General features: G+C 41.3%; 18 protein-coding genes. 12 read left to right on the plus strand and 6 right to left on the minus strand.

Annotated elements, in window-relative coordinates; genetic code table 11:
* Window positions 1-7: 7 nt before the first annotated feature.
* Window positions 8-2,143 (minus strand): S9 family peptidase, encoded by a 2,136-nt coding sequence (locus tag GWK08_RS10340; RefSeq protein ID WP_163607025.1) that lies wholly within the window; start codon window positions 2,141-2,143, stop codon window positions 8-10.
* An 80-nt stretch (window positions 2,144-2,223) separates the two neighbouring features.
* Here GWK08_RS10340 and GWK08_RS10345 point away from each other — a divergent pair, with 80 nt between their 5' ends.
* Together GWK08_RS10345 and GWK08_RS10350 are read left to right on the plus strand one after the other, a co-directional pair.
* Entirely contained in the window at window positions 2,224-2,547 is a 324-nt protein-coding gene (locus GWK08_RS10345) for a YbaB/EbfC family nucleoid-associated protein (RefSeq protein ID WP_163607027.1), read from the plus strand.
* An 88-nt stretch (window positions 2,548-2,635) separates the two neighbouring features.
* Window positions 2,636-2,965, plus strand: coding sequence for a YegP family protein (locus GWK08_RS10350; protein ID WP_163607029.1), 330 nt, complete (start codon window positions 2,636-2,638; stop codon window positions 2,963-2,965).
* Between the two features lie 48 nt (window positions 2,966-3,013).
* Here GWK08_RS10350 and GWK08_RS10355 read toward each other — a convergent pair whose 3' ends face one another.
* A complete protein-coding gene (locus tag GWK08_RS10355; protein ID WP_163607030.1) occupies window positions 3,014-4,048 on the minus strand; it encodes a threonine aldolase family protein in 1,035 nt (344 codons plus the stop codon).
* A gap of 47 nt (window positions 4,049-4,095) precedes the next feature.
* Entirely contained in the window at window positions 4,096-6,504 is a 2,409-nt protein-coding gene (locus GWK08_RS10360) for a zinc-dependent metalloprotease (RefSeq protein ID WP_163607032.1), read from the minus strand.
* A 177-nt stretch (window positions 6,505-6,681) separates the two neighbouring features.
* Here GWK08_RS10360 and prfB point away from each other — a divergent pair.
* The 5 genes from prfB (at window position 6,682) to GWK08_RS10385 (ending at window position 11,806) form a co-directional block, all read left to right on the plus strand.
* A protein-coding gene (prfB, locus tag GWK08_RS10365; protein ID WP_163607033.1) for a peptide chain release factor 2 occupies window positions 6,682-7,780 on the plus strand; the annotation gives its coding sequence in 2 pieces (ribosomal slippage) (window positions 6,682-6,744 and window positions 6,746-7,780; 1,098 coding nt in all).
* Window positions 7,781-7,796: 16 nt separating this feature from the next.
* Window positions 7,797-8,414, plus strand: a complete 618-nt coding sequence (locus tag GWK08_RS10370; RefSeq protein ID WP_163607034.1) for an HAD family hydrolase — start codon at window positions 7,797-7,799, stop codon at window positions 8,412-8,414.
* 4 nt (window positions 8,415-8,418) lie between these two features.
* A complete protein-coding gene (gene arsC, locus GWK08_RS10375) occupies window positions 8,419-8,760 on the plus strand; it encodes an arsenate reductase (glutaredoxin) (protein ID WP_163607036.1) in 342 nt (113 codons plus the stop codon).
* 132 nt (window positions 8,761-8,892) lie between these two features.
* The gene (locus GWK08_RS10380; protein ID WP_163607038.1) at window positions 8,893-9,294 is read left to right on the plus strand and encodes a hypothetical protein; all 402 of its coding nucleotides are present in this window, start codon (window positions 8,893-8,895) and stop codon (window positions 9,292-9,294) included.
* A 25-nt stretch (window positions 9,295-9,319) separates the two neighbouring features.
* Window positions 9,320-11,806, plus strand: a complete 2,487-nt coding sequence (locus tag GWK08_RS10385) for a TonB-dependent receptor domain-containing protein (protein ID WP_163607040.1) — start codon at window positions 9,320-9,322, stop codon at window positions 11,804-11,806.
* A gap of 51 nt (window positions 11,807-11,857) precedes the next feature.
* On the opposite strand, the gene GWK08_RS10390 is transcribed toward GWK08_RS10385, so the two are convergent.
* Window positions 11,858-12,073 (minus strand): hypothetical protein, encoded by a 216-nt coding sequence (locus GWK08_RS10390; protein WP_163606318.1) that lies wholly within the window; start codon window positions 12,071-12,073, stop codon window positions 11,858-11,860.
* Window positions 12,074-12,226: 153 nt separating this feature from the next.
* On the opposite strand from GWK08_RS10390, the gene fumC reads away from it, so the two are divergent.
* Both fumC and hutI read left to right on the plus strand, forming a co-directional pair.
* On the plus strand, window positions 12,227-13,624 hold the full coding sequence (gene fumC, locus GWK08_RS10395; RefSeq protein WP_163607041.1) for a class II fumarate hydratase: 1,398 nt from the start codon (window positions 12,227-12,229) through the stop codon (window positions 13,622-13,624).
* A gap of 88 nt (window positions 13,625-13,712) precedes the next feature.
* A complete protein-coding gene (gene hutI, locus GWK08_RS10400; protein ID WP_163607042.1) occupies window positions 13,713-14,954 on the plus strand; it encodes an imidazolonepropionase in 1,242 nt (413 codons plus the stop codon).
* Window positions 14,955-15,012: 58 nt separating this feature from the next.
* Here the strand turns inward: hutI and GWK08_RS10405 are convergent, their stop codons facing one another.
* Window positions 15,013-15,900: a hypothetical protein gene (locus tag GWK08_RS10405; protein ID WP_163607043.1), complete on the minus strand. Its 888-nt coding sequence runs from the start codon at window positions 15,898-15,900 to the stop codon at window positions 15,013-15,015.
* Between the two features lie 128 nt (window positions 15,901-16,028).
* Here GWK08_RS10405 and GWK08_RS10410 point away from each other — a divergent pair, with 128 nt between their 5' ends.
* Window positions 16,029-17,051 (plus strand): formimidoylglutamase, encoded by a 1,023-nt coding sequence (locus GWK08_RS10410; RefSeq protein ID WP_163607044.1) that lies wholly within the window; start codon window positions 16,029-16,031, stop codon window positions 17,049-17,051.
* A 63-nt stretch (window positions 17,052-17,114) separates the two neighbouring features.
* Entirely contained in the window at window positions 17,115-18,065 is a 951-nt protein-coding gene (locus GWK08_RS19390; RefSeq protein WP_163607045.1) for a bifunctional helix-turn-helix transcriptional regulator/GNAT family N-acetyltransferase, read from the plus strand.
* Here GWK08_RS19390 and GWK08_RS10420 read toward each other — a convergent pair.
* Window positions 18,058-20,241, minus strand: a complete 2,184-nt coding sequence (locus GWK08_RS10420; RefSeq protein ID WP_163607046.1) for an ATP-binding protein — start codon at window positions 20,239-20,241, stop codon at window positions 18,058-18,060. The two genes, GWK08_RS19390 and GWK08_RS10420, sit on opposite strands and share 8 nt — an antisense overlap.
* 379 nt (window positions 20,242-20,620) lie before the next feature.
* On the opposite strand from GWK08_RS10420, the gene GWK08_RS10425 reads away from it, so the two are divergent.
* The gene (locus GWK08_RS10425) at window positions 20,621-21,358 is read left to right on the plus strand and encodes an MBL fold metallo-hydrolase (protein ID WP_163607047.1); all 738 of its coding nucleotides are present in this window, start codon (window positions 20,621-20,623) and stop codon (window positions 21,356-21,358) included.

Genomic DNA, 21,358 nt, shown 5'->3' on the forward strand with positions numbered 1-21,358 from the left:
TTTTTTATTAGCCTTTTATTCCTTCCATATCCAGTAAAAAGGCATATTCCTCAGCTATTTCCTTCAGAGCTTCAAAACGTCCCGATGCTCCTCCGTGACCCGCATCCATATTAATACGGAACAGAAGGATATTCGAATCCGTCTTCAGTTCTCTCAGTTTAGCTACCCATTTTGCCGGCTCCCAGTACTGTACCTGAGAATCGTGATAGCCCGTAGTTATAAGGATATTAGGGTATTCCTGTGCCCTTACATTATCATAAGGCGAATAGGATTTCATATAATCATAAAATTCTTTCTTATTCGGATTTCCCCATTCGTCGTATTCTCCGGTGGTTAGCGGAATAGAATCATCCAGCATCGTGGTAACCACATCTACAAAAGGTACCGAAGCCACTATCCCGTTATACAATTCCGGGGCCATATTCAGTACTGCTCCCATTAGCAATCCGCCTGCAGAGCCTCCCATGGCATAAAGATGATCTGCCGAGGTATAATTCTGTTCTATAAGGTAAGCGGAGCAATCTATAAAATCGGTAAATGTATTTTTCTTGCTCAGGAGTTTTCCGTTCTCATACCAATCCCTTCCGAGATATTCTCCACCTCTGATATGGGCTATAGCATAAATAAAGCCCCTGTCCAGCAGGCTTAGCCGGGTTGTGGAAAAATACGGATCTACCGTAGCCCCGTAAGAACCGTATCCGTACAGCAGCAAAGGGTTGTTTCCTGTTTTACTGATGCCCTTTCGATACACGAGAGAGATCGGGATCCTGGAACCGTCACGGGCAGTTGCCCATACCCTTTCGGATGTATAGTTATCCTTGGAAAACTTTCCTCCGAGGACTTCCTGTTCTTTTTTAACCTCTTTTTCCCTGCTTCGCATATCAAAATCGATCGTAGAATTAGGGGTGGTCATAGAATTATACCTATATCTTAAAATGTGGGTCTCAAAATCCAGATTGGTCGCCGTATAGGCAGTATAGGTCTCATTATCGAAAGGCAGGTAATAATCTTCGCTTCCGTCCCAGGTCTGTATTCTTATTTTGTTCAGGCCGTTATCCCGCTCATTAATAACCAGGTAATCCTTAAAGATATCTATATCTTCCAGGAGTACACCCTTTCTGTGAGGAATAACCTCTTTCCAGTTCTCTTTCCCAGTCGCTGTGTCGGGAGTGACCATCAATTTAAAATTGGTGGCCTTATCGGCATTGGTCAGTACATAAAAACTGCCATTATAGTGATAAATATTGTATTCCAATCCTCTTATGCGTCGCTGGAATATCTTAAAATCCCTTTCCGGATGATCTGCATCCAGGATCCTGTATTCCGAAGTCAGCGTGCTGCTAGATCCTATAACTATATATTTCCTGGACTTCGTTTTATAGACAAAAGAATAGAAAGTCTCATCTTCTTCCTTAAACACCTGCATATCGTTTGTAGGATCTGTTCCCAAAAGGTGTTTATAGATCCTGTCTGAACGGAGGGTCTGTTCATCCTTTCTTGTGTAAAAGAGGGTTTTATTGTCATTCGCCCAGGTACTGCCACCGGTTGTATTCTCTATTTTAAGCGGATAGATCTCTCCTGTTTCCAGGTTTTTCACCTGAATGGTATATATCCTCCGGCTTACCGTATCTACTCCGAAAGCAGCTAATTTGTTGTCCGGACTAATATTAATCCCTCCAAGATTAAAATAGGCATGACCTTCAGCCATTTCATTACAATCGAATAAAATTTCCTCAGGGGCATCCAGGCTTTCCTTTTTTCTCAGATAAACAGGATAATCCTTTCCTTCCTCATAACGGGTAATATACCAGTATCCGTTGAATTTATAGGGTACAGATTCATCATCTTCCTTTATCCTCGCTTTCATTTCCTCGAAAAGGTCTGTTTGAAAATCCCTGGTATGGGCCGTCATTTTATCGCAATAATCGTTTTCTCGTTCCAGATAGTCAATCACTTCGGGATTATCTCTGTCATTCATCCAGAAATAGTTATCGATCCTGATATCCTCGTGCTTCTCCAGGGTAGTCGGGATCTTGTCTGCCGATGGTGGAATTATATGTTCTGCCACTTGTGTCTTATTATTTTGTTTACAGGAAGCTGCAAAAATAAGATATATTACTAAGATAGATATGAGCTTTTTCATGAAAGAATTTAGGTTGTTTATTTATCATAAAACGAATCTATTTAATAGTTTTGTATACCTAATTTTTAAAATCAGTACACATGTTAGGAGATATGATGGGCATGATGGGGAAACTCAAGGAAACCCAGGCCAAAATTGAAGAGACTAAAAACAGGTTGAATACCGTAATGGTGGAAGAAACCTCTCCTAATGGAGAAATTTCCGTAACCATGACGGCCAACAGGGAGATTAAATCTATAAATATTTCTGACGAATTATTGGAAGATAAGGAGCAACTGGAGGATTTTCTTATTCTTACACTGAACAAAGTGATAGAAAAAGCCACTAAAGTTCAGGAAGCCGAACTGGCTGCGGTTGCCAAGGAAGGGATGCCGAATATTCCCGGACTCGATCTCTTTAAATGATCTGTCAAAAGGATTGATAAAAAAATCAACAATTGTAGATATATTTTATTATTTTTATAACAATATCAATTTTCAAATCAATAAGAATATGTTCGAGTTATTTCAAAGTGAAAACAATCAGAAGTACTACTTCAACCTGAAAGCTAAGAACGGACAGGTTATTTTATCCAGTCAGGGGTATGCTGACAGAAACGGCGCCAGAAACGGGATCGATTCTATCAAGACAAACTGTGGGGATGACAGCAAATACGAGCGTAAAACTGCTTCTAACGGAAAATTCCATTTTAACTTAAAAGCTGCTAACGGTCAGATTATCGGAAGTAGCCAGATGTATGCATCTGAAGCAGGAATGGAAAACGGAATAGAATCTGTTAAGACCAATGCTCCCGATGCCGATGTTAATGACGCTACGGAGTAATTTGAATATTTAACTCGTAAAAAATTATAAAAAAGTATAGTCTTCCGACTATACTTTTTTTATGGCCAGACCCTGCAGTATTTCAAGCAAACGCTTATGCATGGCATCTGTATAATCAAGGTGGGTAACTATTCTGAGTTTCCCCTGTCCCATTCCGATAATATGTATATCATTTTCCTTTAGTGTATTCAGGAACTCACCTTCCTCAATTCCATCTTCCAGGTTAAAAATGATAATATTGGTCTCTATTGGTTCCACACTCTTAATGTACGGAAGGGTTTCCAGTAGTTTACCGATCTCCTTTGCTTTCCTGTGATCTTCGGCAAGGCGGCTTATATTATTGTCAAGGGCGTATACCGCAGCAGCAGCCAGATATCCTGCCTGTCTCATTCCTCCACCCAGTATCTTGCGGATGCGAAGTGCCTTATCCATAAAATCCTTACTTCCTACCAGCACAGAACCAACCGGGCATCCGAGGCCTTTAGAGAAACAAACCGAAATACTGTCGAATATTTCCCCGTATTGTCTCGGCGACTCATTTTTAGCTACCAGGGCATTCCACAGACGGGCGCCATCCAAATGATAGCCCAGTTTATTATCATCACAAACTTTTCTGATCTTCTCTATTTCGCTAAAATCCCAGCAGGCACCTCCTCCTTTATTGGTTGTGTTTTCAATACATACCAGAGAACTTAGCGGACTGTGATAAAAGTCGGGAGGGTTGATCGATGCCGCCACCTGTTCTGCCGTCATCATTCCCCGGTCTCCATCTACCAGTTTACAGGATACTCCCCCGTTAAAACTCACACCTCCGCCTTCATAATTGTATACGTGGGCGTATTTATCGCATATTAACTGATCTCCGGGCTGTGTATGTACTTTAATAGCTGTCTGATTTGCCATGGTCCCGCTGGGGAAGAAAAGAGCAGCCTCCATCCCGAAAAGATCGGCTACCTTAGCTTCCAGAAGGTTAATGGTCTCATCTTCCTTAAACACATCATCCCCTACTCTGGCATTCATCATAGCATCCAGCATTCCCGGTGTAGGATGTGTAGTAGTGTCGCTGATTAAATTGATTTTCATTGATTCTTTAGTTATAATTTATATTCTTTTTCTAGCATTATTCAATTTTAAAACCCGTTAAAATCGCAGGCCGGCATACCTATAGGAGAACCGTCAGGAATCTGAGGAGCCGGGGTATTTTTAAAGCCTTTAGGATTCTTCAGGAACTTATCTATTTCACTGCTCATCAATGCTGCCGAAGCATCACCAGTCCTGGTTTTCAGCCAATCCCTCAATTCGGCAAGTTTGTAATCGGTAATGGCTTTTAGCTGAGAAGGTCCTTGCTCTCCTGCAGATAAGTTGATGATATGCCTTAATACACTGTAATTCACTGCACGCTGGATCTCTCCTTCATACCCACTTTGTGCTTTTGCCTTTATGGTATTGGAGATAAGCTCGTCCAGTACCTCTTCCAGTCCCAGTTGTCTTTTGTCGATCGCTTTTTGCTGGATCAATCTTGTTGCTCTTTGCGGATGAAGAAGAAGTCCCAGGGTCATATCGCTGGCAGTAGAAGCAGCGCTTACAGGATCGAAAGCCACTCCCGCCTTGCTTCTGAACGATTCCCTGCTTCTTCCGTAGCCCATAGCTCTTGGAGGAAAAAGTGCCAGCTTGTCTTCGGGAATGATCAGTACTTCCGTACTCAGGGTATTAAGCAGCCCGTCCAGCGCTTTTTTCTGCTCTTTGCTGTCAACTACTTTCGTGATCTGTTGCCCATCTCCTTTTACCGCATAATTATAATCCAGACCACCAATAAGCTTTACAGCAGCTTCCGTTTGGTACCTGTGGAAGAAATACAGGGGTACAAAAACATCTTCCAGAACCGAATAGGGTTCGTTCGTCCTGATATTGTCTTTAGAGAAATTAGAGATCGCTGTTTTCCTTACTTCCAGAACATTTTCCAGCTCGTTTACAGCATCTGCTCCGTTATCCCATAAATGTGCAAGGGCATGCGCACCACCTCTTGGCCGTGCATCGCTGTCGGAAATAAATCTAAGACCGTCCTGTCCTGCTTTGGCAAGGATAGCGTTCAACGCATTTCTTTCATTCGTTCCCTGAGGGAATTGACTGTACGAGTATGCTACGGTTACCTTATCCCATTCTCCGATCCCCGTGTCATAGGCATTACTAAAATCGATCTCTCCGTTATTTACACTGAATTGAGGATGAGGATAATCCATTACCGATGCTCTTCCGCTTACACTGGCAGCAAAATTATGGGCAAAACCGATCGTATGTCCTATCTCGTGCGCCGAAAGCTGGCGTATCCTGGCCAGTGCCAGCTCCAGCATGGGTTGGTAATTATCATCTCTTTCTGCAAAAGGCTTGTTCATCAGGGCCTGTGCAATAAGGAAGTCCTGACGGATCCTGAGGCTTCCAAGACTTACGTGTCCTTTAAGGATCTCTCCCGTTCTCGGATCTATCACGCTTCCACCGTAACTCCATCCCCTGGTAGAACGGTGTACCCACTGAATAACGTTATATCTTACATCCATCGGATCTGCATCATCGGGTAATATTTTCACCTGGAAAGCATCTTTAAAACCAATAGCTTCAAAAGCCTGGTTCCACCATTTTCCTCCCTCTAACAAAGCCGATCGGATCGGTTCGGGAGTACCGTTGTCCAGGTAATAAACAATGGGTTCTTTAGCTTCGCTCACAGCTGCATTCGGATCCTTTTTCTCCAGTCTGTGACGAATGATATATCTTTTTCTGATAGGCTCAAATACCGGGGTTGCGTAATCCAGATAAGAAATGGAAATAGCTCCGCTTCTCGGATCGAAGATCCTTTTTTCGTAATTCGCATCCGGAAGCTCAATAAAAGAATGATGTTCTATAACCGAAACCAGATTGGGGTTCGGGGTTACCGAACGGATATTTCCTCCTCTTGCCTCTCCCTTAAAAGTAAGAAGGGCTTCGAACTCTACATTTTTAGGGAAAGCTTTGGTGCGTTCCATGGCCAGGGCACTCTTGGAAGCATCTACGCTGTAGTTCCCCTGGTTTTGCTGTGCCAGGCGCCTTTTAACACCATGAGCGTCCTGAAGAAGGAAAGAAGTAATATCTATGACAAACTTCCCGTTTTTCTCCTCTTCTATCTTAAAACCGTAAAGAACCGACTTGGCAAATGCCTGCTCTACAGAGCGGCGCTCCAGTTCATTATCGGTAATAGCTCTGTAATCCAGGTTGGGTTGTACCAGTAAGAGCTTATTCCCTGCCCTTTGAAATTTTACTACCTGTTCGTTCCCCAATTGTCCCCTGTCCAGGCCAATATCGTTACTTCCCACTCCGCTGCTAAGCGAATAAACATAAAGGAATTCCTTATTCAGATCGGATACTTCCAGGAATATTTTATCTTCTTTCTGACTGTAATAAAAATCAAAAAAACCTTCGTATTTCTTAAGGTCTTTCTTTTTTTCCAGGAATTGGGCGTGCGTTACGAAGCCTGTGAAGACTGCGAGCAGGAGTAGAATTTTTTTCATTCTGAAATATTTTAATGTTTTCATTTTTTAATGCAAATGGCAACACAAACCGAAAATATCTTTCACTTTATGTACGCTCATTTCATATCAATTTTTTGGTTGAAGAAGCTATAAAATTATACAAAATAGTTTTCTTACCATCACGTAAATAGTATTTTTGTTCAAAATTGAATTTATATGGTAACTACAGATCAGATAAAGGATCTTATGGAACGCCTTGGCGCGTTAAGGAGGTATCTTTGACATTGATGCCAAACTGATAGAAATAACCAACGAAGAAGAAAAAACTTTTGCTCCCGATTTCTGGGAGAAACCCAAGGAAGCCGAACTTTTAATGCGATCTCTCCGAAGCAAGAAAAAGTGGGTGGAAGATTATGAAACTGCCAAGACCCTGGTGGGAGATCTGGAGGTTCTCTATGAATTCCACAAAGAAGGAGAAGCTTCCGAAGAGGATGTGGATCAGCAATTTGAAAAAGCATCAGTACATATAGAGAATATAGAATTCCGGAACATGCTTTCGGAAGAGGGAGATCAGATGAGTGCCGTACTGCAGATCACGGCCGGTGCCGGAGGAACGGAAAGTTGTGATTGGGCCTCCATGCTTATGAGAATGTATATGATGTGGAGCGAGAAGAGCGGCTACAAGATCAAGGAACTTAACTTTCAGGAAGGCGATGTTGCCGGAATAAAGACCGTTACCCTGGAGATCGAGGGCGAATACGCTTTTGGTTACCTCAAGGGAGAGAACGGGGTACACCGACTGGTTCGTATTTCTCCTTTCGACAGTAATGCCAAACGCCATACTTCTTTTGCTTCGGTATATGTATATCCCCTGGTGGATGATTCTATTGAAATAGACATCAATCCGGCAGATATTTCATGGGATTTTGCCAGATCGAGCGGAGCTGGAGGGCAAAATGTAAACAAGGTAGAGACCAAAGCTATTCTTACTCACCATCCTTCGGGGATCGTGATCCATAACTCTGAGACCCGTTCTCAGCTGGAAAACAGGGAAAAAGCCATGCAAATGCTGAAATCTCAGTTGTATGAGATAGAGTTGAGAAAACGCCAGGCTGCCCGTGATGAGATCGAATCTTCCAAAATGAAGATCGAATGGGGGTCGCAGATCAGGAATTATGTGCTTCACCCCTATAAACTGGTAAAAGACGTAAGAACGGGATATGAAACCGGAAATACGGATGCTGTTATGAACGGAGGGATAGACGAGTTCTTAAAAGCCTATTTGATGATGATGGGGCAAAAAGTAGAGGAATAAACCAAAACCAGCCATTTTGAAAACAATAAACACCATTATCTTCGACCTAGGAGGCGTTTTGATCGATTGGAACCCGGAATATGTATACCTGGATGTTTTTAAAGGAGACAGAGAAAAGATGCAGTGGTTCTTCGAACATATCTGCACTTCCGACTGGAACGAAGAACAGGATGCAGGCAGACCGCTTAAAACCGCTACCGAAGAACGTATAGCGCTTTTTCCGGAACATGAAGAACTGATCAGGATGTATTACGGCAGATGGGAAGAAATGCTGGGAGGCCCGATTGATGAAACGGTAAGCCTTCTGAAATCTCTTTTCGACAAAGACAGTTACGAGATCTATGCGCTTACCAACTGGAGTGCCGAGACCTTCCCTGTTGCGCTGGAACGCTATGAATTCCTGCACTGGTTTAAGGATATTGTTGTTTCAGGGGCAGAAAATACCCGAAAGCCTTTTAAGGAGATCTATGATATTGCCATAGATCGTTTTAATATTAAGCCCGAAAACACCCTCTTTATCGATGATAATCAGAGAAATATAGAAGGAGCTGAAGCCCTGGGGATAAACGGAATACGTTTTACTTCTGCTTCAGACCTGAAAACAAGTTTAAACGAATACGGAATTACACTTTAAAAAAATGATTAAAATATACCACAATCCAAGATGTAGTAAATCAAGGCAAGGCCTTGAAATACTGGAGAATTCAGGAAAAGAATACGAAGTTGTAAAATATCTGGAAGATGTACCTACCGAGAAGGAGTTAAGAGATATTCTCAATATTCTCGATATTAAACCGGAGCATCTTATCAGGAAAAATGAAGCTATCTGGAAAGAACAATTTAAAGGAAAATTGTTAAATGACGAACAACTCATCAGCATCATGATAGAAAATCCAAAACTTATTGAGCGGCCTATCGTCATTAACGGAACTAAAGCCGTTATTGGAAGACCGCCCGAAAGTATAATCGATATTATTTAGCAATACACTTTTTTGAATACAAAATCGGTGTAAAAATGCCGGTTTTTTATTTAACAAATATTTAACCAAGGCCCATTAAACCTTCATTTACTTTAGCAATCTAAAGCTCAGTAACTCTAACAAACACCACTAATGAAAACACTAAGACTTGTTCTTTTTTTCCTTCTTTTCTGCGGGTTATCTTCTTCTGTTCAGGCCCAGCAAGGGCAGGGCAAGAAATGGAATCAGAAAGACATCGAGAATTTTATTGATGACCAGGTAGAAAAATACGGAAAAGAGTTAGAATTAGATGACCTCCAAAAAGCGCTTTTGAAAAGTAATTTCCTGAAGTACAACAAAAAGACCCAGGAAATCCTTGACAAAAGGGAAACCCAGGGGGTTACCGGTGAAATGATGCGAGCACTTCGGGAAGAACAACGTACCGAACTGGCAACATTCCTTTCTGAAGAGCAACTTACCAAATTGGAAGAACTCCAGGAAAAAGAGAGAAAAAGTAGAAGAACCCGATCCAGAAGGGGTAGGAGACGGTTTTAATAGAAATTGCTAACTAAACACTAAAATGAAGAAAATTTTGATGTTGATCGTAGCCGTCCTGGCTGCATCAAACCTTTCTCTGGCACAACAACGTCAGGGGTTTAAAAAAGTAAAAATATCAGGTACCGTCTTGGATAAAGACACCAATCAGCCTTTGGAGTATGCAACGGTGAGCTTGCAGCATACCCAAAGGGCAAACCTCCTTACAGGGGGTATTACAGATGAACAAGGGGCCTTTGAAATCGAGATCTTTCCCGGTACCTACAATATAAAAGTAGAATATATCTCCTTTAAATCTGTGGAGATCAAGGATAAACAGATCAGAGGAAATATGGATCTCGGGCCTATCTCCCTTCAGCTGGATGTAGCCGCCCTGGATGAAGTTGAAGTAGTTGCAGAGCGCACCCAGGTAGAGATCAGGCTGGATAAAAAAATATACAATGTCGGAAAGGACCTTACCGTAAAAGGAGGAACTATAAGTGATGTACTGGATAATGTTCCTTCGGTTTCCGTTGATGTTGAGGGAAATGTGTCGTTAAGAGGGAATGACAATGTAAGGATCCTTATTAACGGAAAACCTTCCGGACTGGTAGGATTGAGTTCTACCGATGCCCTGCGTCAGCTTCCGGCAGACGCCATAGAAAAAGTAGAGGTGATCACCTCCCCTTCTGCAAGATACGATGCGGAAGGTACTGTAGGGATCCTGAATATCATCCTTAAAAGAGGAAAAGCACAGGGCTTGAACGGTTCCGTAAGTGTGAATACAGGGGTCCCCGACAATCACGGAGCTTCTGTAAACCTTAATTACCGAAGCAAGAACTTTAACCTTTTCAACACTTCCGGTTATAATTACAGGGAAGTTCCCGGAAACGCAGAAAACAACTCAGAAAACTTCTTCAGTGATAACCGTTTTATTGAAGAAGACAGGAATTTTGACAGGATACGAAAAGGATTTAATACCAATCTCGGCCTGGAATATTTCCTTTCCGATAAGATCACCATTATCAACTCTGTATTCTACAGGAATAGTAACAACTCAAGCACTACAGATAACAATACGCTCAGGTTCGATCCTAACAGGGCCCTGACGAGTAGAAGTTTGCGTATAGACAATGAAGATGAAGAGGACAAGACCTTTCAGTACTCCTTTAATTACAGTCAGAACTTTAAAAAGGACGGTCATACCCTCACCGTAGACTTCCAGGTAGAGAACAGTCAGGAAGATGAGTTCTCGATCATTACGGAAGAAGAGTTTATCGCAGCTACTCCGGACGAACTGGAAAATGTACAAACCCTGGAAGACCAGAGCAGGATCCTGCTTCAGGCAGATTATGTACTTCCTATCGGAGAAAATGCACAGTTTGAAGCCGGATATCGAGGGAATTTCAGAGAACTGGATACCGATTTCAGTGTGGATACCTTAAATATCAACACAGGGGTTCTGGACAGAGATACCAACCTGTCTAACCGCCTTATCTATGATGAGGATGTAAACGCATTTTACTCTCAGTTCGGTAGCAAGGTAGGAAAACTGTCTTTCCTTTTAGGTCTGAGAACGGAAGTGACCAATGTGGTGGTTAATCAGGTAACGACCAACGATGTGTCTACACAGAATTATACCAGCCTCTTCCCTACTGTTAACCTGGGTTATGAATTTAACCAGACCGAAAGCATTACTTTTGGTTATAACAGAAGGATCAGAAGGCCGAGATCACGTTTTATCAACCCTTTCCCATCAAGAAGTAGTGAAGCGAACCTCTTCCAGGGAAATCCGGATATACAGCCGGCATTTACCAATGGTTTTGACCTGGGTTATTTAAAGCGATGGAAAAAATTCACCTTTAACGGATCTATCTTCTATCAGAGATCTACAGATGTATTCCAGTTTATCACCTTTACGGATCCGGATCAAAGAACGGATAACGGAGATCTTATCAATATAAGATTCCCCACCAACTTGTCTACCAACGACCGTTATGGAGTTGAGTTTACGCTTTCATACAGCCCGTACAAATGGTGGAGACTGAACGGGAACTTCAATCTCTTCTATTCGGTAACAGACGGCGATTTCACCTTTGTAAATGACGACGGTGACGAATTCTTCCAGAATTTCGACAATTCCAATGTCAGCTGGTTCGCCAGATTGAATTCGACCATTAATTTACCGGCTAAGATCGACTGGCAAACCCGTTTGTTCTACAGAGGTCCAAATGAGAATGCTCAGACAAAGACCCAGGGACTATTTTCACTTAACCTGGCATTCAGCAAAGATGTCTTAAAAGATAAAGGATCCATATCTCTCAATATAAGCGACGTGTTCAATTCTTCGAGAAGGCGAAGTGAAACCCTTACCGATTTTAATTTTATAGACAGTGAGTTCCAGTTCAGGCAAACGACAGCCAGATTGGCATTCACCTACAGATTTAATCAGAGTAAGAGAGATTCTCAGCGTAGAAACAGACGCGGACAGCAACAGGATTTTGAAGAAGGAGAAGAATTCGGAAGGCCTTAAGAAATACCCCGACCCCTATAAACAAAAAAGAAGCCAAATGGCTTCTTTTTTTTATTCGATTCGTCTGGCTTTTTTAGCTTCTTTTCGCTCTTTAAGAAGCTCGATAACCGAACCACCTATCCAATAAGGGATAACGAAGGTTAACAAAAAGATCATTAACCAAAAACCTATGGTAAGGATGGTCAAAAATGCTAAAAAGCCTAAGTATTGATCAAAATCAAACATAATTTCCGGAAATTTTCGAATTCGAGCCCAAAGATATTGCATAAAATCCATTTTTCATAAGCATTCCGGGCATTTTTAAAATTTTCTTGAGGCCTTAAAAATCCGATCGTTCGTACTTTGTTAAAAAAAGCAGTAAAGCCGGAAGCAAATAGACGACAAAATAGTAAATTTGTAGCACTAAAATTAACAGTCATAATGGAATTCAGAATAGAAAAAGATACCATGGGCGAGGTAAAAGTACCCGCCGATAAATTATGGGGAGCCCAGACCGAACGTTCCCGAAATAATTTTAAGATCGGACCATCGGCTTCAATGCCTTTGGAAATTGTATACGGTTTTGCCTATTTAAAAAAGGCAGCTGCTTATACGAATTGTGAATTGGGGGTATTACCCGTCGAAAAACGAGATCTGATCGCCCAGGTATGTGATGAAATTCTGGAAGGAAAACACGATGATCAATTTCCGTTGGTGATCTGGCAAACAGGTTCGGGGACACAGAGCAATATGAATGTTAATGAGGTTATTGCCAACAGAGCCCATCAGCTTGCCGGAAAAGTAATCGGTGAAGGTGAAAAGACGATCCAGCCTAATGACGATGTAAACAAATCTCAATCTTCCAACGATACCTTTCCCACGGGGATGCACATTGCGGCCTATAAAAAGATCGTAGAAGTTACGATCCCGGGAGTTACCCGGTTAAGAGATACACTTAAAAGAAAGTCGGAAGAATTTAAAGATGTGGTGAAGATTGGAAGGACCCACCTGATGGATGCCACTCCCCTCACCCTCGGGCAGGAATTCTCCGGTTATGTTTCCCAACTGGACCACGGATTAAAGGCGCTGAACAATACTTTGGATCACCTTTCCGAACTGGCATTGGGAGGTACTGCAGTAGGAACCGGATTAAATACGCCGGAAGGTTATGCAGAAAAGGTTGCAGAATTTATTGCCACTTTTACGGAATTGCCGTTTAAAACTGCGGAAAATAAATTTGAAGCTTTAGCTTCTCACGACGGGATCGTTGAAACGCACGGAGCACTTAAGCAACTGGCAGTTTCCCTGAACAAGATTGCCAATGATATCCGTTTAATGGCTTCCGGGCCAAGAAGTGGTATCGGAGAGATCATTATCCCGGCCAACGAACCAGGAAGTTCTATTATGCCTGGAAAAGTAAACCCAACCCAGGCAGAAGCCATTACCATGGTATGTGCTCAGGTTATGGGGAATGATGTAGCTGTTACCGTTGGTGGAACACAAGGACATTACGAATTAAACGTATTCAAACCCGTGATGGCTGCTAACCTGCTTCAGTCTGCCCAGTTACTGGGAGATGCCTGTGTTTCTTTTGAAGAGCACTGCGCTTCCGGTATTGAGCCCAACCACACCCGAATAAAGGAGTTACTGAACAATTCGCTTATGCTGGTTACCGCTCTTAACACCAAGATAGGTTATTACAAGGCGGCAGAAATAGCTAATACAGCACATAAGAATGGAACTACCCTGAAGGAAGAAGCCATCAACTTAGGCTATGTAAGTCCGGAAGAATATGATGAATGGGTAAGACCCGAAGACATGACAGGATCTCTTAAATAAGAGTTTTTGAAAATACAAAAAGAGACCCTGGCATTACCGTCAGGGTTTTTCTTTTTAATTACCTTTAAACCGAATAATTTAGATTTTGATGAACTTACTAATAACGAACATAAAAGAATTACTACAGATACGGGATCAGAGCGTAAAAAAGGTGGCCGGAGAAGAAATGAAATCGCTCCCCAGCCTTAAAAAGGCCTATGTCTATGTAAAGGACGGAAAGATTGAGGATTTCGGCCTGATGAGCAATCTGGATACTTCAGGAATGCAGGTAGATAAGATCATAGATGCTGAGGGGAGAATTGTCATGCCCGGATGGTGTGACAGCCATACTCATATTGTCTATGCCGGAAACAGAGAACAGGAGTTCGTAGATCGGATCAACGGTCTTAGTTATGAAGAAATAGCCAAACGTGGCGGTGGTATTCTCAATTCGGCAAAAAAGCTTCAGGAAGCTTCCGAAAGCGAACTCTACGAGCAATCGAGGTTGCGTTTGGAAACAGCAATATGTCAGGGAACAACGGCTATAGAAATAAAATCGGGATACGGACTCAACCCGGAGGCCGAAATTAAAATGCTAAAGGTTATTCAGCGTTTAAAAAGGAATTACGAGCTTCCTGTACGAGCTACTTTTCTAGGGGCACATGCTCTACCCTCCGACTTTAAATCGGATAAAGACGGATATCTGGACCAGGTTATTTCCATGCTCCCGGAAATTGCAGAGCAGAAACTCGCCGATTATATAGATATTTTCTGTGAAGAAGGGTATTTTTCCGTAGCCGATACGGAACGTCTCTTAAAAGCAGGGCAGGAACACGGACTTATCCCTAAGATCCACGTCAATCAGTTTAATGCTATCGGAGGGGTTCAGGCCGGGATAAAATACAATGCACTATCGGTAGACCATCTGGAAGAAATGAGGACAGAGGATATAGATAGCCTGCTTCAGGCAGAGGCTACAATGCCCGTTGCTTTACCCGCCTGTTCTTATTTTTTGAGTATCCCCTATACTCCGGCAAGGAAAATGATAGATGCGGGTCTGGCACTTGCACTGGCCACCGATTACAATCCGGGTTCATCTCCCAGCGGAAATATGAACTTTGTCGTAAGTACAGCCTGTATTAAAATGAAAATGACCCCTGAAGAGGCAATTAATGCAGCAACCATTAACGGTGCCTATGCCATGGGAATAAGCGACACCCACGGAAGTATTACAGAAGGTAAGGCCGCCAACCTTATCATAACAAAAAAGATATCTTCCTACTACTATCTCCCCTATTCCTTTGGGGAAGACCTGATATATAAGGTTCTGGTAAACGGAAAACTTCAGTAAAAAGCATAAAAAAACGCTCCCGATGGGAGCGTTTTTCAGTTATTGATTAGTGAATTGCTTACTTAAGTGCAAATTTTGAAGTACTTAACTCTCTTAGTTTAGCATCGTAAACTTTTACTTCATAATTTCCCTTAGCAAATTTATCACCTGATTTGCTTACGTAATCACAAACATCCAGTGCACTGTTCTCATAGAAGAAATTAGAAACTTTACTGTAGGTAACGCTCTGTCCTTCTTCTGTAGAAGCTGTTCCGTTTTCTCCAAGAATGTTTCCTGCAGGATCAACTACCTGAATATAGAATTGTCTGTCTCCTGAAGTTGCAATGTTGTTTCCTGCAACTGTATAACAAATTTTAATTTTATCAGCTCTGGTAGCTCTGTTGGTAGAAACCAGTTTTCCGCTTGTACGCTCTTTTACAGCGTCGATTGAGAATTTAGAAAGATTCAGTGCAGAACCTATCTCTACTACTTTAGCTAACTGCGTGTTCTGTGTAACAAGAGAATCCGATAAAATTGTTTGTTTCTCCAAAGCTACAAAGGTGCTGTCACGCTCCATAGCTAATAAAGTGTTCGACTTACGCAATGAATCATTTTGAGCTAAAAGAAACTCTCTTTCCTTTTCAAGAGATCTCACCTGTCTTCTGTATCTGTAAAGTGCAGAGATATCTGCCTTCATAGTTTTAACAGAGTCGATGTATTGTGCTATTCTGTTTCTAGCTTCTACAAGTTCCTGATTTGTGGTTTCGCTCTCTTCGATAGCTCGATCGTAATCAGCTTTAAGATTGTTTAGATCCTCAACAACCAAATTTTTCTCGTTTGTGAGTTTTGCAGTAGTCTCTTTTTTATCGTTGTAAAGACTAGCCGTATAGAATAATGTTCCGGCCAAAACCACACCAAGTAAAATTGCAATTACTTTTAATCCATTGTTGTTTTTAGATTCAGTCATAATATTTCGATTTTAAATTCGCGCTTTTTTTTTTAACGTTTTTGCGCTTGTTTTGTATATACGAGTTAAAATAGTTTTTTAGATTTACAGATAGTTTATTTTTTCAAATTTACAACTTTAAAGATTCCATGTACCAATACCTGAAGACTTATTCTCACAAAGAAATTAACACCTATATCAATAAGAGGAAGGGAGAAACCAAGTTTGGAGAGAAGATAGAACTCCCCTCTCCCGATATGGAAATAGGCGATCAACTCAGGGCTTCAAAGGCCAGGTTCGTACTGTTGGGTATTCCGGAAGATCTTGGTGTAGTAGGCAATCTAGGCAAGCCGGGAACAAGATATGCCTGGGAAACCGGCCTGCGTTCCCTGCTGAATATTCAATACACATCCTACCTCAAAGAATCTAAAATGTTCTTAATGGGATATCTCGATTTCAGCAAAGAGATGGAAGCATTGGAAAAATTAGATAAGGATCCGCTGGAAAAAGTAAAAGTCGCCAGAAAATTTACGGATACGATAGATAAAGAAGTGGTTTTTATTATCCAGACCATCGTCTCTGCCGGAAAGATCCCTGTTGTTATAGGAGGCGGTCATAATAATGCCTATGGTATCATCAAGGGAGTGGCATTAGGATTGGGGCGTTCCGTAAATGCCATCAATATCGACGCTCATACCGATCTGAGAGATCGCGAGGGCAGGCATAGCGGGAACGGATTTACCTTTGCGATGAAGGAAGGTTTTCTGAAAAATTACTTTATCTACGGTATTCATGAAAATTATACTTCCAAAGCTGTTTTTCAGCTTATGGAAAAGGATAGAAGGGTTAAATACGCAACCTTCGAAAGCTTGAAACTCAGAAAAACGGTTGATGAGACCAGGGCTTTTGAAAAGATCAGGGATTTTATCTGCGGAAATAACTTCGGGATCGAAATAGATTGCGATGCCATAGAAAATGTTCCCAGCAGTGCTATGACCCCCTCAGGCTTTAGCAGCACGGAGGTCAGGCGAATGATCCATAATCTGGGGGCTATGAAAACGGCCTCTTATATTCATATCTGTGAAGCTGCCCCCAACCCGGAAGATGCCAGGGAAACACAGCAGACCGGGAAACTTATCAGTTACCTTATTTCCGATTTTATTAAAAAATAGACTCTTCCCTTTTGTTTTGATTAAAATTATTATATTTGCATAAGTACTTATATAAATATTTATATGGATGTATTTAATACTTATAAAGAACTAGGATTAGGGTCGCGAATGGCCCGGTTAAGTGAGCGGGTAATGAAAGAGATCCAACTGGTTTATGACAGAGCAAATATAGATTTCGATCCTTACCACTTCCCTATCTTCAAGATCATTGTAGATCAGGAAATTACCACGACTACTCAGATCAAGGAGTTATTGCATATTTCACAACCAGCTGTTACACAGGCAATTAACAAACTAAAAAAGAAACAGCTGATCGAATTTGCAGATGATAAAACCGATGGAAGGATCAAACTTATCAGTCTTAGTTCACAAGGAAAAGCACTCCTGCCAGAATTAAAAGTACTATGGAGAGTTATTGAAAGTGAAGTAAAACAACTCACTCAAAAGCAAACAGACAATCTTATTGAACATTTACATCATTTTGAAACACAAATGGAAAAAGAAAAACTAAGCGACAGGATCATGAATAAATATCAGACCACATTGACACAGGAAATGGAGATCATTCCATTTGAAACCAGATATGCAGAAGATTTTAAAGAACTGAATGTAGCCTGGCTAAAGAAATATTTTGTTGTTGAACCTCACGACGAAGATCTGCTGAGCAGATGTGAGGAGAATATAATTAACAAAGGCGGACATATTTTCTTTGCGAGAATGGGCGAGGAAATAGCAGGCACTTTTTCTCTTATCAAGGTAGAAGAAGGGGTTTACGAATTAGGAAAGATGGCTGTTGACCCTAAATTCCAGGGGCAAAGGATAGGCCAGAAACTAATGGAATTCTGTATTGATTTTTCCAGGAAACAGTCGTGGGACAAGCTTCTTCTCTACTCCAACACCAAATTAGAGAACGCAATACACATTTACAGAAAATACGGTTTTAAAGAAATTGAATTGGAGAAGAATGTACCTTATTTAAGGAGCAATATAAAGATGGAATTACCACTTAGCTAACACTCATTTTTTTTTTACCTGCCCTCCTGTTGATATTTCTGATAATTACCTTGTAGAATTCGCTTTTATCGAAAGGTTTATTGATAATATCATCGATACCGGCCCTGATAATATCTTCCTTAACATCCTCAATTTCTACGGCGGTAAGAGCAACTATAGGGGTTTCCTGGTCAAATTCCCTGATTTTGGCCGAAGCCTCTATTCCGCTCATCAGCGGCATATTCAGATCCATCAGCACCAGGTCGAATTTGCTGTTCTTAACGTATTCTATAGCTGAGAGTCCGTTATCTACCACCTCGCATTCAAAACTCTCTCTAAGGAGGATATTTTTAGTTACGATCTGATTGATCTTGTTATCTTCTACGATAAGCACTCTGTAACCCTTGCCGAAAATACTTTCCGAAGGCATAGTGCTGGGAGCAGATACACTTTCTGTCTGACGCCTTTCAATGGCAGCATTGCTCTCTTTAACGGTATCGAACTTAAGGTTAAAACTGAAGGTAGCTCCTTCTCCTTCATCGCTTATCAGCTTGATCTCTCCCTGAAGAAGGTCAACCAGCTTCTTTACAATAGACAATCCGAGCCCTGTACCCTGATATTCGTTGTTCTCTCTGTCCAGTTGAGAGAAATTCTCAAAGATCTCATCGTGTTTTTCCTTGGGTATACCTGGTCCGTCATCTTTTATAATAAAGTTGATAGCCGCCGTTTCTTCCGAAATATTCGTCAGTTTTAAGAAGATCCAGATATTTCCGTAAGAGGTGAACTTTACGGCATTCCCGATAAGGTTGATCAGTATCTGGGAAAGAGGCACCTCATCTCCACGAAGGAACGGAGGGATCTTTTTATCGATATACAGGTGGATCTTGTTATTTTTCTGATCCAGCTGGAATTTAAACGAACTGATCACATCCTCAACCAGGTCGCGGATATTGAAAGGACGTTTTTCCAGGATCACTTTATTAGATTCTATCTTACTCAGGTGAAGGATATCGTTAATCAGGTTTAAAAGGTAATCCCCGGAGAATTTAAGGGATTTTAAATACTGATTCTCCTCAGATGACAAGGTATTTCCTTCCAGTAAGAGGGAAGTCAACCCGACAACTCCGTACAGCGGTGTTCTCAACTCGTGACTTACCGTAGAAATGAACTGCGACTTTAATCGGGAAAGTTTTTCGGCTTCTTCCTTGGCTTCTTCCAGGTGCTCATTTCTCGTTTCCAGCATATCGGTCAGTCTTTTTTGCGACTTTCTGCTTCGGTATACAATTACAGAAACAACTGCAGCAAACGCCAACCCGAGTAAAGCATAAATAATAAGTTGTTTGTATTTTTCAAAGAAACCTGCATCTTCATCCGGGCCCGCTACCGGGTCTCCGTTCCTTCTATCCCTGCTTTCCGTAGCCGTGATCTCATCTTTATTATTAGACTCAACAATAGCCAGTTGCTTTAGATTTTCTATATCGGAAACCTGAAGCCTGTATTCATAATACTTTTCCAGGGCTGCTGTTTCCCTTGTTGGCTCATTGATCGAAGCAAATAACTTTGACTGCGCCAGATACACATCGGAGAGTTCCAGAAAACTACCCAGGCGCTCCCCTATTGCAATGGCGTTGTTAAAGCTTTCCATTGCCTGTCCGTATTCCCTGTTCTTGGTATGGTATATTCCGAAGAGGTAATTAATATAGATATGATCATCAAGCTCGTCCAGTAACTCTATATAGCTTTTTGCACTGGTCAGGTAACTAAAGGCTGTTTCCAGCTCATCTCTGTCCAGATGGTTCCAGGCAAGGTTCAATGTAGGCGGGATCACCTCTCTTATGTCGTTTTGCTTACTGGCAATGTCGATAGACTTATTGTAATATTCATTACTCTTGTCAAAATCGTCGTATGCCATATATTCTATATTCCCCAGGTTGTTATAGATCCGCCCTGTAAGGGTATCGTTCTTTATCTTTAACGCATGGGAAAGAGCACTGTTATAACTGTCCTGTGCCTTCTGAAAATCTAAGATGGTCTCGTAATTAATACCTATTAAGTTATAGGCGATACTTTGGTAGTAGCTGTTTTCCAGGCGTTTAGCCAAACGGATGACATCGAATGCTTTTTCCGTAGAGTTCACCAGCTGATATCTGGCCTGATACTCTTCTGCTAGAGAAAAAGCACTGTGTATGCTGTCCATAACGCGACTGTTATCTTCCTGTGCCCTTACAGAAAAACAGCATAAAAATACAAGTATTGAAATGAGGATTCTTTTCAATTTTTTGAACAATAACCGAACAATTTTAAGGATTTAAATGCAGCCAAAAAATTTTTCGACCAATTAGACGATAAAATGATTAATTTCTTGGAAGTAATGTTAAAAATCGTCTATATGAGTTGGATTTTTTTCCTGAAAAGAAGCAAATTTTATAGAACGGGAAAAAGTCAAAAAAATTATTCGGGAGTGAAAAATTTCTTTTTTTGCATTTATAAAGAAAACATCCGTCTGTAAATCTGTTTTAAAAACGCCCTGATTACCATATAAAAGAAGAAGCAACTATCTTTATAAAAAAAGAATCATGAAAAAACTAATTATCCTTCCCGTATTATTAATGGTCACTACGGTATTTTCACAACGTATCAGTCCGGATAAAATAGATGATATCAGTATTCACCCTATTACTCACGGTACTTTGGCCCTTGAATGGAACAATAAAGTAATATATGTGGATCCCTTTGGCGGAGGCGCCAAGTTTGAAGGCCTGAAGGCCCCCGATATTATTTTGATCACTGATATACACGGAGATCACCTCAATCCCGCTACTTTAAAAGCCATAGAAACGTCCAAAGCTACATTTGTAGTTCCTCAGGCTGTTGCAGACAGACTACCGGGAGAATTCAAAAAAACACTGGTGGTCATTAATAATGGTGAGAAAAAAGACATTCAGAATATTAATATCGAAGCCATTCCTATGTATAACCTTCCGGAAGATGAAACTTCACGCCATACCAAAGGCAGAGGTAACGGATATGTGGTAAAACTGGGTAAAAACAGGATCTATCTGAGCGGGGATACCGAGGATATCCCGGAAATGAGGGCGCTGAAGAATATTGATATTGCTTTTGTATGTATGAACCTTCCGTTTACCATGAACGTGGAGCAGGCAGCAGATGCAGTTCTCGATTTTAAACCTAAGATCGTATATCCTTATCATTACAGGGGAAGGCCCAACATAAGCGATACCCAGGCTTTTAAAAAGCTTGTAAATGATAAAAACAAGAAAATAGAGGTTCGTTTAAGGAACTGGTATCAATAA

Source organism: Leptobacterium flavescens (genome assembly GCF_010671605.1).
Taxonomy (GTDB): Bacteria; Bacteroidota; Bacteroidia; order Flavobacteriales; family Flavobacteriaceae; genus Leptobacterium; species Leptobacterium flavescens.